This is a genomic window from Sandaracinobacter neustonicus (assembly GCF_006385875.1).
Classification (GTDB): Bacteria; Pseudomonadota; Alphaproteobacteria; order Sphingomonadales; family Sphingomonadaceae; genus Sandaracinobacteroides; species Sandaracinobacteroides neustonicus.
On record NZ_VFSU01000022.1, the window covers coordinates 21,675 to 35,771 of the forward strand.

At 64.2% G+C, this 14,097-nt stretch carries 7 protein-coding genes and 2 pseudogenes; 2 read left to right on the forward strand and 7 right to left on the reverse strand.

Annotation, left to right across the window (positions count from 1 at the left end; genetic code table 11):
• Positions 1-3 precede the first annotated feature (3 nt).
• Positions 4-2,241, reverse strand: coding sequence for a patatin-like phospholipase family protein (locus FJQ54_RS08205; protein WP_140927935.1), 2,238 nt, complete (start codon positions 2,239-2,241; stop codon positions 4-6).
• 117 nt (positions 2,242-2,358) lie between these two features.
• On the opposite strand from FJQ54_RS08205, the gene FJQ54_RS08210 reads away from it, so the two are divergent.
• Positions 2,359-2,646 (forward strand): cytochrome C, encoded by a 288-nt coding sequence (locus FJQ54_RS08210; RefSeq protein ID WP_140927936.1) that lies wholly within the window; start codon positions 2,359-2,361, stop codon positions 2,644-2,646.
• Between the two features lie 666 nt (positions 2,647-3,312).
• On the opposite strand, the gene FJQ54_RS08215 is transcribed toward FJQ54_RS08210, so the two are convergent.
• On the reverse strand, positions 3,313-6,456 hold the full coding sequence (locus tag FJQ54_RS08215) for a DUF748 domain-containing protein (RefSeq protein ID WP_140927937.1): 3,144 nt from the start codon (positions 6,454-6,456) through the stop codon (positions 3,313-3,315).
• Positions 6,457-6,608: 152 nt separating this feature from the next.
• Here FJQ54_RS08215 and FJQ54_RS08220 point away from each other — a divergent pair, with 152 nt between their 5' ends.
• Positions 6,609-7,196, forward strand: coding sequence for a DUF4136 domain-containing protein (locus tag FJQ54_RS08220; RefSeq protein ID WP_140927938.1), 588 nt, complete (start codon positions 6,609-6,611; stop codon positions 7,194-7,196).
• 486 nt (positions 7,197-7,682) lie between these two features.
• Here the strand turns inward: FJQ54_RS08220 and FJQ54_RS18090 are convergent.
• The 5 genes and pseudogenes from FJQ54_RS18090 to FJQ54_RS08240 all read right to left on the reverse strand — a co-directional run.
• A pseudogene (locus FJQ54_RS18090) lies at positions 7,683-7,787 on the reverse strand (PEPxxWA-CTERM sorting domain-containing protein); the annotation flags it as partial.
• A 465-nt stretch (positions 7,788-8,252) separates the two neighbouring features.
• A pseudogene (locus tag FJQ54_RS18095) lies at positions 8,253-8,915 on the reverse strand (NF038132 family protein); the annotation flags it as partial.
• A 144-nt stretch (positions 8,916-9,059) separates the two neighbouring features.
• Entirely contained in the window at positions 9,060-9,455 is a 396-nt protein-coding gene (locus tag FJQ54_RS08230) for a cupin domain-containing protein (RefSeq protein WP_140927940.1), read from the reverse strand.
• 76 nt (positions 9,456-9,531) lie between these two features.
• Positions 9,532-12,384 carry a TIM-barrel domain-containing protein gene (locus FJQ54_RS08235; RefSeq protein WP_140927941.1) on the reverse strand — a complete coding sequence of 951 codons (2,853 nt, stop codon included), beginning with the start codon at positions 12,382-12,384 and terminating at the stop codon, positions 9,532-9,534.
• Positions 12,381-14,051 carry a DUF5597 domain-containing protein gene (locus FJQ54_RS08240; RefSeq protein WP_181160050.1) on the reverse strand — a complete coding sequence of 557 codons (1,671 nt, stop codon included), beginning with the start codon at positions 14,049-14,051 and terminating at the stop codon, positions 12,381-12,383. The genes FJQ54_RS08235 and FJQ54_RS08240 overlap by 4 nt, the downstream gene beginning before the upstream one ends.
• Positions 14,052-14,097: the final 46 nt, after the last annotated feature.

Sequence of the window (14,097 nt, forward strand, 5' to 3'; positions counted from 1 at the left end):
CGATCAGAACACGCGGCCCAGAATCAGGTAGAGCGCCCCGTTGCCGCGCGTCACCCCGGCAGCGATGATGAACGGACCCAGCGGCGTATCCGCGCCGACGAAGGCGCTTCCAGCCGGGCGCAGGCTGTCCAAACCGATCCGGTCCAGCCCTTCCCATGTGTTGCCCAGTTCGAAGCTGCCGCCCACATAGACCGGGAAATCGACGATAGGGGCCTGCGCCGACAGCCGGTGATAGAAGACGGTGCGGCCGATCAGCTTGTGGCGGCCGATCAGCTGGTTTTCGTCCAGTCCTGAAAGGTTCAGGAAGCCGCCCAGCCGGAAATCGCCCAGCGAACGGCCATCCCCGCTGGTGGTGAAACCAGCCTCGCCCGAAAGCAGCAGCGTGTTGCGCCCCCAGCTGATCGGCTTCAGCAGCTTCATGCTGCCCACGCCATAGGAAAGGTCCCCGCCCAGCCAGCGGACATGATCGGTGAAGACGAACCGCGTATAGAAGCCGTTGGTGGGGAAGCGGATATTGTCCAGCCTGTCCACGGTGAAGGCGGCGTGCCAGTCGGTGTCGATGAAATTGTCGTCGGTGAAGCCGGGGAATCCCACCGTCGTGCTGAGGCTGACATCTGCGACGGACAGGCCAAGGCGAAGTTCGCCCCAGTTGCCGAACAGCATCCCGCCATCCATCCGCGCGCCCACACGGGAATCGCGCACTTCCGAAATGGCCTGTTTATCGATGTACAGAGAGGTATCCACGCGCGACCAGAAGGGGGTAAATTCCGCGAAATAGCGCCCCGTGAGGCCCGCCTGCGCGCTGTTGCGGCCGAATTCCGTGTAAAAGCCGGATTCGATCAGCAGGTTCGAACCGACCCGCACGTCCGACCGCCACTCGATCCCGGTGCCGAAGAAGTTGCGATCCGTATAGGCGAAGCCCAGCCGCACATTGTTGTTACGGTTGAAATCGGTGCTGATGCCCAGCCCCAGTTGCAGCCAGTTGGCCGAAGTCGGGTCGCCGTCCGCCGTAATCGTCACGCCTTCGCCGGGGTGCACGCCGTCCGGCCCCACCGTGTAGCGCACCGAACGGAAGCCGCCCAGCGCATAGACATCCTGAAGATCGGCCGTCATCTGCGGCGCATCCAGCGGCTTGCCCGGTTCCGCCGACACCAGATCCTTGATCGTGCGATCCGGCAGATCGGAGTGATTGTCGACCTTCACGAATTGCAACTTCGGCGCATAGCTTGGTGCACGCGCCTTGCGGGCAGCCAGATACGCCTGCCACTCCGCCTCTGGCAGGGCGTAGGGGCGCAGCTTGTCCACCACGGCGAGCGCCGCCGCGCGGCCCGCCGCGATACCCTCCACGCTGCGCCCGAAAGCGGTGGCACCGATGTCGGGCTGATCGGGCCGGATCAGCACATCAGCCGGGGACAGGCTGGCGATCTGCTGCGCCACGGCCTTATGGCCCAGCAGCAGCTGCATCTGGCTCAGCACGGAGACGAAGCTGTTGATCTGGTCGCGGCGCTGCAGGGGCGTGCCCACGTCCACCACGATCAGCCGATCCACCCCCATGGAACGCGCGACATCGATCGGCACATTGTCCGACACCATGCCGTCCACCAGCAGCTTGCCGTTGCGCTCCACCGGCGGCAGCCCGCCGGGCACCGCCATGGAGGCGAACACCGCGGTCGCGATGTCGCCATCCCCCATCACCTCGGTCTCGCCCGTTTCGATATCGGTGGCGACGGCGCGGAAGGGAATGGCGAACTTGTTGAAATCCTGCGTGCCGCGCACCGGGGCCAGATACTCAGCCAGCGTGAGGAACAGATCCTGCCCGCGCAGCACGCCCTTGGGCAGCACCAGCCCCTTGTCGTCGAAGCTGATGCGGAAATCGATCAGCACATCCCGCTCGTCGCGCTTGCGGCGGAAGCTCAGACGATCGCGCGGGATATTGTCGTTGAACACGTTCGTCCACGGAATCTCGTCCGTAATCGCCTTCAGTTCCGTCGCGGACTTGCCGGATGCATAAAGGCTGCCCACCACCGCGCCCATGCTGGTGCCGGCAATGGCGTCCACCGGAATCCGGTTCTCCTCCAGCACCTGCAACACGCCCACATGGGCAAAACCGCGCGCCCCGCCGCCACCGAGCACCAGGCCGATGCGAGGGCCGGGGCGGGCATGATCCGCAACCGCTTCCGATTGCGCCACGGCCGGGATGGAGAAAAAGACGAAACAGAGAATCGCAAGGCAATGGCGCATGGACTATTCCTATGCCTTCACCCGGCCCCAAGCGCCAGCGGCAACAAATGCCCCCAATAGCCGCGCGCAACGCGCCACGCTAAACAGGGCCGCGCAAGTTAAAAGGATGCAAACTGCATGAACTGGTCGCCGGGACTGCCGCTGCTGCTGATCGCCACCGCACTGGCAACAGCGGCCGCACACGCCCAAACCCCTGTCACCCTGCCACCCGGGCCGGGGCTGAAACTGGTGGAAACCCACTGCACCAGCTGCCACGGACTGGACTTCATCACCAAACAACCCCGCGGCAAAGGCACCGCCTTCTGGGCCGGCAGCGTCGCCAAAATGATCGACACCCACGGCGCGGAGATTCCACCCGACGACGCGAAGGCCATCGTCGCCTATCTGGGGCGGACGTTCGGGTGACGGGGAGGGGCGGTCACCACTGACGCGGGGTTTTGTGCTGCGCGCGGTTGTGGGGAGCCCGGCCTCAGCGGTTTTTTTGCCTCCGGCGGGCAGGGAAATGATTTCCCTGCACCCTCAATATTGGCGTTGCACCTGAACTCCAGCTTCGTGCGTGTGATCAGATTCGATTGCCTGCGGCGCTACGGAGACTCTCTCTCCCCGCTGGGGAGAGAGGTGGAGAGAGGGGAGCAACGCCGGAACTGATCCACCATCCTCCCCACCCTCTCCCAACCTCCCCACCCGCTCAGCCTGAGCTTGTCGAAGGCCCGTGAGAAACCCACTACCCTCCCCACACCCACACCCGTCACCCCGGACTTGATCCGGGGTCCAGTTGTTCTTCGGCAAGGTTGGAGATGAAAGCTGGACCCCGGATCAAGTCCGGGGTGACGGGTGGAGAGGTGGGTGGGATACGCTCCAAAGCGCCGCAGGCTATAAATCCCAACCTCGCGCGCAGCGGATGGCCCCCACCCCAACCCCTCCCCTCGAAGCGAAGCTGACGCGAAGCGTCAACGGGAGGGGCTCAGAAAAAGTCCGGGGGTGCAGGGGCGTCACGCCCCTGCCGGGGTGAAGGGGCAGAGCCCCTTCGTTTCAAACGCTCATGCCCTCAACACACAACCCATCCGCCCCTCAACTCCCCTCAAGCTTCAGCTCCATCCGCACCTTGCCGTCTTTTTCGGTGGCGGCATCGCGGGTGGAGATGAACAGCCGCGCCGGATCGACCTGCGCGCCGCCTTCCAGCAGGGCGACGCGGACGGCTTCGGCGCGGGCTTTGCCCAGTGCGGCCAGTTCGTCGGGGGTGGGGGCATAGCTGTTGCGCAGTTCGGCGGTCAGCCATTCGATCTCGCGGGTGCGGCGGTCGTCCTTCGGCTCGTCTTTCGGGCCTTCGGGATATTTCGGCCCGGTTTTGAAGCGGGCCTTGTACAGGTCTTGCAGCCGGTCCAGCCGGGTGGCGAGTTCGAGGCTGCCGAGATCGGCCGGTTGCCCCTTCTTTACTTCCTTCGCCATGGCGGCGGTGGCGATCTTCTGGTCGGCAAGGCCCAGCGCATCCAGCTTCAGGCCCGGCGCGGCCGGGATATCCAGCCTGAGTTCGGGCTTGTCCGCCAGCCCCTTGGCAATGCCGGAGAGGTTGGTTTTCGCCTCGTCCGGCACGGCGGCGGAGCCGGGGGCGAAATCGACGAACTGCACATCCTCTTTGCCGCCGAACAGATCGCCCAGCGCGCGGAACGGCGCGGTCAGCACCTTTTCGAACAGGTTTCCGATCACTTTCCAGATGATCGGCCCCAGCTTGAAGCTGGGATCGTCCAGCGAGCCGGTAACGGGCACGTCGAGGTCGATCACGCCATTCTTGTCTTTCAGCAGCGAGGTCGCGAACTTGATCGGCATCGAGACCTTTTCCTTGCTGTCGGTGGCGTCGCCCCATTCCAGCTGGTCGATGATGATATGGTGTTTCGCGTCCAGCGCGCGGTTGTCGATCGCGTAGCTGAGTTCGGTGGTGAGCTTGCCCTTGGCGATGGAATAGCCCGCCCAGCGCCCGGAATAGGGGTTGAACACCGGCAGTTCGATGTTGCGGAAGGCCATGTCCACATGGGTCCGCCGATCATATTGCAGCGGCGTGAGTTCGCCCGCGATGGTCACGGGGGAGAATTTGTCGATCACATAGCCGTTCAGCTTCATCTTCGCGACACCGCGCGGGCTGTTGCTGACATTCAGGATCGCGCCGTTGATGCCCTGCACCTTCGCCGCGAAATTGGGGCGCAGCGAATGGTCCGCGAAGTTCATCGTGCCGCCTTCCACGTCGATGCGGCGCACCAGCACTGGAATGTCCGGCTCGCGGATGGGGGCGACGAGCGCGGCGCGGGCTTTCGCCGAGGTTGCGGCCTTTTCGGCTGCAGCCTGTTTTTCCTGCTCACGGCGCTGGGCGCGGGTCAGCTTGGGCGGCGGCCCGGCGTCTGCCGCCGGGGTGACGACCGGCTGCGGATTCATGGTGACGAGCCGCTGGAAGTTCACAGTGCCGTCCTGCAGGATGATCACCGCGCCATAGGGCTGGCTGACCCGCACCCGATCCACCGTGGCACGCGCGGGCGTCGCCTCGATGCCGGAGAGCGCGAGCCGCTTCCAGCTGACGAGATCGCTGCCCTGATAGGTTTCCACCAGTTTCAGATTGTCCACCGAGGCCGCGCCGGAATAGCTGGCAAGCTTCGGGCCATAGCGCAGGCGGCCGTCTGCCGAGGCAGTGCCGGAGACGATCTCCAGCCGGGGGAAATCCACTGTGTAGGGCACCACGGCCTTCACCGGGAAATTGGCGAGGCGCACTTTCAGGTCGGCGCTGGGGGTCGCGGGGTTCACGTCCCCGGCAAGGGCGAAGGGGGTGCTGCCGTTCAGTCGGCCATCCACCGTGAGTTTCAGCGGCCCGCCCGCCGTTTCGCCGCGCGCGGTGACGGTGAGTGGTGTGACCGTCCAGCTGGCGGCGGGGCGCACGGCCTGATCGACGAAGTGGATGCGCGCATCCGACAAAGAGAATTCGCCCACCAGCGGCATGGGAGCGGCAGGCTTGTCACTGGCCGGTGATGTGCTGGCGGGAACCAGTTTCATCAGCGAAATGCCGCCCTTCGCATCGCGGGTGACGCTGGTGTCGAGACCGGACAGGCGCAGCGCGCCGATTGAGATGGCGGACGTGGCCGGGTCCATGGAGACACGCTCGATATCGGCCGATTTCAGCGCCAGCTTCTGCCCGGCGGCCGCGCCCGTGCCTGTCAGCGCGATGTCCTTCAGGGCGATTCCACCAACGCTGGCGCTGCTCGCCAGTTCGCCCCCCGCCGGCATCCGCGCATCCGCCCGGATGTTGGCGAGGCGGACGGAACCAAGGCTGAGATCGGCGTTCAGCAGCTTCGGATTGCCCGCAACATCCAGCCCGCGCACGCCCAGCGTCGGCAGTTCGGCCGCCGCCGTCAGCCCGTCATCGCCATATTTCACCGCATAGGCGAGGTCGAGATCGACCAGCCCCTTGCTCAGCCCCAGCGGCAGCTGCTGGCCGAAGAAATCCTGAATGCTTTCCGCCTTCAGGCTGCGGATCACCAGCCCGCCGTGCGAATGAATGGGGGCCATGGAGGCCGTGCCCTTCAGCAGGAAAACCTCGCCCTTGTCCGAGGTGGCGGCAAGGCGGAAGCCGCCGCCTTCATCGCGGGTGGTGTGCAGGTTCTGGATGCTGAAGGCGACGGGGGCCAGATGCGCCTCCGGCTTGTTCGGCTTGGACAGATCCGCGAAATCGGCGCGGCCGCCCGCCACCTTCAGCTCGCTGATCAGCACCGCCGGCATCGGATCTGGGCTGGGCGGCGGCACCAGCTTCAGCAGGTTCAGCTTGCCATCCGCGCCGATCACCGCGTTCAGGCGCGGGGCATCCACCTCCACAAGGTCGAACCGGTAACTGTCCGCGAAAACAGACCGAATATCGAAATCCAGATGCAGCCGCTCAACGGAAACCATCGGCTGGGCCGCCGGAATCGCAATGCCCGACAGCGTGACCTTGAAGCCGAACGGATCGACCTTCACCTCGCCCAGCGCGAGATCGAGACCCAGCTTCTCCTTCGTCCAGGCCTTGGCCTGATCCTCGATCAGCCGGGGCGCAAGGAAGCGCCCGGCCGCCCAATAGGCCAGCAGAAGCAGCAACGCGCCGCCCACCAACGCAAGCAACAGGTTGCGGCCGCGATGGCTGGAAGCCGCCCCCGGACCATGCGCGTCTGACACCAGCTGCCCTTCCGGCTGATCGGCCATGGCTTCCCTTACACGCCTTTGATAAGCTGTCTGAACAGTAGCGCCCTCAATAGCTTGGCAGTCAAGAGAGATTGGCGCAAATTGCACAATCGGTCTGGCGGATTTGTCGCTATTCAGGGAACCGCTCAAACCTTGGGAACCGGGAGACTTAGATGACGAAACGGATGATCGGGATGGCGTTGCTCGCCGCGCCGCTCCTGGCGCTGGCGGCCTGTTCCAGCGGGCCGGACGTAAAGGCGCTGTCAGACCCGTCCGCGAACTTCAGCCAATATCAGACATTCGGCTTCGTCAGCCCGCTGGGCACGGATCGGTCAGGCTATCAATCCGTCGTCTCGCAACAGCTGATCGCCTCCACCCGGCGCGAAATGGAAGCGCGCGGCCTGCGCTATGATCCGGCCAGCCCGCAACTGCTGGTGAATTTCAACGCCCAGCTGAACGACAAGATGCGGGTGACGACGGTGCCCGAGCCGCTGCCGCCCGGCTATGGCTATTACGGATATCGGCGCGGCTTCTACAACCCGTGGCCGCTCTACGCAGACCGCACCGAAGTGAGCCAGTATCGCGAGGGCACGCTGACCATCGACGTGGTGGACGCCGCGCGGAAACAGATGATCTGGGAAGGCACCGTCACCAAAAGCGTAACAGACAAGGATCAGCAGAATGTGACCGCGGCGCTGGACGCCGCCGTGACGGCTGCATTCGGGAAATTCCCGATCGCGGGGCCGGTGGCGGCGAAGTGAGGTTGAAGAGGTTGGAGAGGTTGTAACACCAGCGGGTCTGCCCTTGGAACCCGCCTCCCCTCCCCGGCTTTTTTTGCCTCCGGCGGGCAGGGAAATGATTTCCCTGCACCCTCTAAGTTGGTGTTGCGGCCTAACTCCAACGCTGTGTGGGTGATCAGATTCCATTGCCTGCGGCGCAATACGGCTCTCTCCCCCTGTAAGGGGGAGAGATGGAGAGGGGGTGTCAGCGGTTGGCTTGATCCACTACCATTCTCACAACCACACCCGTCACCCCGGACTTGATCCGGAGTGACGTGGGGAGGGGTGGGTGGAGCACGCTCCTGAAGCGCCGCAGGCAATCAAACCCCCAACCTCGCGCCAAGCGGATGGCCCCCACCCCAACCCCTCCCCCTGAAGAGGAGGGGCTAAAAAGTCAGGGGGTGCAGGGGCGTCACGCCCCTGCCGGGGTGAAGGGGCAGAGCCCCTTCATTTAAACCTCCGGACCAATCAGGCCGTGACGCTGTGGCTGCGACGACGGCGGGCGGCGAGGCCCACTGCGCCGAAGCCCAGGATCATCATCGCCCAGGTTGCGGGTTCGGGCACTACCCCGCCGCCGCCGCCTTCGACCCATTCGGTGATCGGCTTCATGCTGACGTCCACCTTGCCGGTGCCGTTGTAGATGAAGCCGCTGACGAAGGCGTTCGGATCTTCCGGATCAAGGCCGAGATCGGAATCGATCCCCAGCAGCTTGAACTTCGTCACCGGCGACGCGAATGCATACCAGGTTTCGGCGGTGATATCGGTGAGGAAGTAGTAGTCTGCGCCGTCCCAGCCCCAGATCTGGTAACCGTCCGGGTCACCGACATCGCCGAACCAGGCCTGGCTGAAGGCGAGGCTTCCATCGATCACTTCATACTCATAGCCGACGGCGACATAGGGATCGATGAACACTGGCTGTTCCGGTTGCGTCACTTCGAACGAGAAGACGAAGCTGCCGTCCGGCTGCAGGTCGGTTGGTGCCAGCGGGTTGGTGGGGCTACTGCCGTCACCGATGACGATCCCGCCAATGAGCAGGCCGTCGAAGGCCAAAGCGCTGTCAAAGGCCGTGTCGTCCCAGTTGGAGACGCCAAACACCAGTTCATAGGTGCCCGAGGTCTGGATAGTATATTCGGAATAGATCCAGCCGGTGTTGCCACAGCCTGCGCTCCAGCACGCGCCAGACGAGTCGCCGAGCGGCGCGAAGGTGGTGCCGGGCTTGATCAGCACGGTTGCCGGGGACAGCGTTGCTTCCACATCCGGCAGGTCGAGGCCCGGCACGATGGTGCCGCTGGGCTTGGTGCGCGCGGTGAACAGGTTCGTGACGTTGCTGCTGTCGTTCACATCGCGCAGCTGAGACCAGCTATAGTCGGCATAGCCCGCGCCATCGCTGGTGATATAATTGAAATAATAGGAAACTTTCTGACCGGCGGCGGCATAGAAGGAGTCCGACACAAGGCGCGAGCCGTTGGTGGAGCCGCTTTCCTGCCCCGGAAGCGTGCCGCCGCCGGTGGAGCCGCCATTGGTGGATACCCAATAGTAGACGTTGTCGCCCTGCAGTGGTGGCACGCCGACCGAGCCGGTCTGGCCGCCGTTGATGTTGGTTTCGCCGCAATTGCCAAAGCATGTGGCGGCGCTGGCTGGTGTTGATGAAAGCGCGACAAAGCTCGCGCAGCCCAGCAAAAGGCCGGTTAGAATTCGCATGATGATCTGCTCCCGTTTGCCCCGACAGGCAGGCAGACCCGTGCAGACGGTTCCGACTCCGCTGTCTGGTTATAACTAACGCAGATTCACCATGCGGCCTTGTATAAATCCGACACTTTTGTCTGATTCCGCGCTGCCCGGCGGTTACTCGGTCGTCTTGCCGTCCCAATGTTCATGCGCGGCATGGGCTTCGGCGGCGGTCTTGTGGATGGTGCCGTCCACATGTTCCGGCGGGCCATAAATGGTGTAGAATTTCAGCGGCGTGCTGCCGGTGTTGCGCACATTGTGCGCCGCGCCGCCGGGCACCACCACGCCGAAATGCGGGCCGACCTTGCTCCATGTGCCGTCGATCAGCACTTCGCCGGTGCCGGTTTCGAAGCGGAAGAACTGGTCGCCGTCGTCATGCACTTCCTCGCCGATTTCCTCGCCCGGAAGCAGCGACATGGCGACAAGTTGCAGGCGGCTGCCGGTGTAGAGCACGCGGCGGAAGTCGCCATTCTCCTCGGTCACCTGCTCGATATTGTCGACATAGCCCTTCATGCGATGCTCCTGATGGTATTGCACTTCCCACAATGCGGGCGGATGTGGCCGCCCGCATTGCGCGAAGTCAATTGCCTCAGCGGCGTTTCACCGTGATGGCGCGACCGGTGTAGCTGATGCTGCTGTCGGCAGCGCCGTCCAGATCGAGCGCGCGGCCCGGCGTTTCCCAGCGGATGTTGATGGTCTGGCTGGCGGGCATGCCCTTCCAGCCCTTGCCTTCGCGCGGGGCCAGCGTGAGCGTGCCGCTGCGATCATCATAGCGGATGGCGATGCGGCTGTAGGCCCCCTTGCGGAAGGCCTCGCTGCTGCCGTCGTCGTCATATAAGGCGAACTGGCCGTCCGCGCCGGTATAGACATGCAGGGTGATCGGCGCGCCGGGCTTGTCGTTCACATGCTGGCGCACCGGACCCATGGGGATGATCGCGCCTTCGCGCACGAATAGCGGCATGCGTTCGAACGGGGCGGCGGCGTTGACGGACTGCCCGCCTGCCACGCGCTGGCCGGTGTAGAAATCCGCCCAGCGCACCGTGCCCGGCAGCCAGACGTCGCGGGTGCGCGCTTTGTAGCTGGTGACGGGGGCGACGAGGAAATCGCGGCCCAGCAGATACTGGTCCGTCACCTCGCGCGCCTTCAGGTCGTTCGGGAAATCCATGGCGATGGCGCGCATCATGCTGCCATCCTGCCAATAGGTCGCGCCTGCGAGGCTGTAGACCCACGGCAGCAGCCGATAGCGCAATTCCGTGAACCAGACCATGGAGGCGCGCATCGGCGAGCCTTCGGGGGAGATTTCGAAGATTTCCCGGTGCGGCGGCTCGCCATGGCTGCGGAACAGCGGGGTGAAGGCCCCGAACTGGAACCAGCGAAGGTTCAGTTCCTGCCATTCGGCCAGATCTTCCGATCCGGGTTTGGCGTTCAGGAAGCGGTCTTCCAGCGCGAAGCCGCCGATGTCATGCGTCCAGTTCGGCACGCCCGACAGCGAGAGGTTCACCCCCGCCGAAATCTGCGCGCCCAGATCGAACCAGCGGCTGGCGACATCGCCTGACCACAGCGCGGAATTGGTGCGCTGGATGCCGCCAAAGCCGGAGCGGGTGAGGATGAAGGGCCGCACATCGGGCTTCAGCTCGCGCCAGCCCTTCTGCACGCCCTCGGCGTGGACCAGCGGGAAGCTGTTGAAGAATTCCGCGCCGGGGCCGCGCGCCGTCGGCCCCATCGTCAGAATCCGTTCCTCGATGGAGAGGTTGGAGTGCATGTCCGGCTCGGTGGCATCCAGCCACCAAGCGTCGAAGCCATAGGTCGCCAGCCGCTCCTTGATCTGCCGCCAGTAGATGGCGCGGGCCTCGGCGGAATAGGGATCATAATCGGTGTTCAGATAACCGGGGCCGACCCAGTCCTTGTTGCCCATCTCAAGATTGCCCTTGTAGACGTGGCCCTTCGCCGCCAGCTCCTTGTAAGTGTCTGTCGTCGGGTAGAATTTCGGCCAGACGGAGATCATGATGCGGGCGTTCGCCGCATGCACTTCATCCACCATCGCCTGCGGATCGGGGAAGCGCTTGGGATCGAAGCGGTGGCTGCCCCAATCATCCTCGCGCCAATAGAACCAGTCCTGCACGATGGCATCCAGCGGGATGTTCAGCCGCCGATATTCGCGCACCACGCCCAGCAGTTCGTCCTGCGTGTTGTAACGCTGGCGCGATTGCCAGAAGCCATAGCTCCATTTGGGCATCATTTCCGACTTGCCGGTCAGGTGGCGAAGCCCGGCGATCACATCGTCCATGTCGCGGCCGGGCACATACCAATAATCCACCGCACGCCCCACGTCAGAGGTGAAGCGGATGGAGTTGCGGTCGGCCTCTGCCTCAGGATCGGCGTGGAACAGCGCCATGTAACCGGCGTTGGGTTCCCATTCGAGGCGGATTTTCACGGGCTTGCCGGCCGGCAGTTCCACGTCGGCGTTGGCGAACCACGGGTTCCAGTTCTGCCGCCAGCGGTCCAGCACCAGCTGATCGTTCACATAGAGCTTGTAATAGCTGGAGCCATAGAGCTGGAAGCGGTGCAGCCCGGCGGCCGTGGGGGTGAACTCGCCGGACCAGACCACCCGCTGCGTTTCCACCGCATTGCCCGCCGTGTTCTGCCCGCTGGTGGCGGCGGTGGTTTGCGCCTTGGCGGCTTCCGGCCAGTTCTTCTGATCGCGGATAAACTGGTAGTTGATGGTGGCTTCCTGCCGCTCCACCGCCAGCCGGTCGCCCAGATAATAGCGCGCGGTGAAGCCCGGCTTGCCGTTCGACGTCACCTGTGTGCCCGAACCCAGCAGCGGATAGGCGGCCGGGCGGCCGAAGCGGCTGATCCCGTCATTGTCCCACAACAGGCCGTAATTCTTCGTGGAAACGATGAAGGGGATGGCGATTTCCATATTGTGCTGGGCGAGTTCCACATCCTCGCCCAGCTGGTTCATCACGCCCTGCTGGTGCTGGCCCAACCCGTAAACCGCTTCGTCCGTGCCCCGGTTGAACTGCGCGGAGACGGAGACATAGGGTTTGCCGTCCACGCTGACGGGCGCAAACGCCGGGTCGACGGATTGCCCCAGCCGCACGCTGCCATCTGCCGCAAGGAAGCGGATATGCCCCGTCTTCAGGTCGATCTCGGCGGTGTCGCGCGTGGTTTCCAGCCGCAGCTTGCCGCCGGTTTCGCGCGCGCTCCACTTCGTGGCGGCGGGCGGCGCGGGCACCATCAAACTGCCCTCGCGCGCCACCGTCGCCTGAGCGGGCGTCGCCACCACATGCAGGATTCCATCGCCATAGACGCTGACGGTCACCGTTTTCGCGGCACCGGAATCGGGCGTGACGGTGACGCCGTTCGACGTGCGGGTCCAGCTTGCGGCCTGTGCGGTGCCTGCCAGCAACAGCGCGATCAGCGCGACGGTCTTCTTCATTTGTAACTCCCCATCGTCACCCGCAACAGGGCGGGTTTTTCATTGAACGTCAGCCCGTAATCGACCTGATCGCCATTCCACACGCGGCTTGTGACCCATTGGCCATCCTGAAACCGGCCTTCCTCCACCTTCAGCATCAGGCCGTTTTTCACATTCGGCCCCGGAGAGAAGGTGACGCGGACATGATCACCCGCGACAAGGAACTGGTTGGGCGCGATCTGCGCCACGGCCGCGCCGCCCACCGGCTTTCCGGCCCATGGCACGGGGTCGCGCTTCATCCATGTCCAGTCCTTGTGGCCGAACTGCCATTGTTCGAAGCTGGCCTCGATCTTCCAGTCGCCCATCTGCGTGGTGCGGCTGCTGCCATCATCCGGGCGGGCGACGCCCCATGTGGGGTGGGCATAAGCGATCCGCGCCCAGTCCTGACCGATGCGGCTGAACAGGGCGAACTTGTCGGCAAACGCGTCCAGCGTTTCCTCGTCCAGCCGCTTCGCGCCCAGCGGATAATTGTAGAAGTCGGTGGCATCCATGCCGAACGGGGCGAAGCCGATGCCGCCGCGCCCCAGCACCGCCCAGAAGAAGCGGGCATAATCCGCCGCATTGCCGATTTCCGGCACGAACAGCGCATTATCGGCCCGGGCATAACCATCCAGCCAGGCCGACACCGTCTTTTCCTCCCGGCTGTAGATATCGGGCGCGGCGAAATCGATGTGGGGGGCGGCCGCCTTCCAGATGTCCAGGACGTCCCATTGCGGCCCGCCGGAGGAGACGCTGGAGGGGTCAGGTTCCCCGAAGGGGCTGTGCAGCGCCGCGTTCACGAACATCGGAATGGGCTTCACCGCTTTCCCGGCAGCGGCCATCTCGTCGATGAAGCGGGCCATATACCAGCTGTTGAAGGCACGGTCCGCCTGTTTGCCAAAGGCCTGAGCCCATGTCCCGGATTTGCCCGTCGCCTTCGCCAGCGCGGGCGGGATGGGCTGGCGGAACAGCGCCTCGGCCTGCGGCGAGTAATCGCGCGGGTTGCCATAGCTGCCCACTTCATTCTGCGGCTGCACGAGGATCACTGTGTTTTCGGCATCCACCTTTTTCAGATGCTGCATCAGCGCCACGAAGGCCTTTTTGTCCGCCTCCAGCGTGGTCCGCGCGTGCGGGCTGTGCAGATAATGATCGCTGCCGTCCGGCTTTTTCGCGCGCGGAAAGCGGGCGTTATCCAGCTTCACCCAATCCGGCACATAGCTGGGCGCGGTGTTCTTCCAAGTGCCAAACCACAGCAGCACCAGCTTCTTGTCGTTGGCGCGGGCCTGCTTCAGCAGCTCGTCCACGAAGCTGAAATCGAACTGGCCTTCCTTCGGCTCCACCTGCTGCCAGGCCACCGGCATTTCCAGCGTGTTGGCGTGGATGCGGTCCAGCATCGGCCAGACTTTCGGCAGCATATCCGGGTAGTTGCTGCTGTTGTTGGCCTGCGCACCAAGGATCAGGAAGGGCTGGCCATCCACCAGCAACGCGTGGCGGCCGTCCTTCGCAACCAGCCTCGGCAACTCGGCCGACAGCACTGGCTGAGAGGCAGCCAGCAACAGGCCAGACAGCAGCAGATGCAGCGGTTTCAGAACGATTCTCCCCAACTCCCGGCAAAATGTTAGCGCTAAACTAAGGCGTATTTCAACCATGTATCATGCGCCTCTTGCCTCTCCCCCGCAATTTTGTAGGACAAAT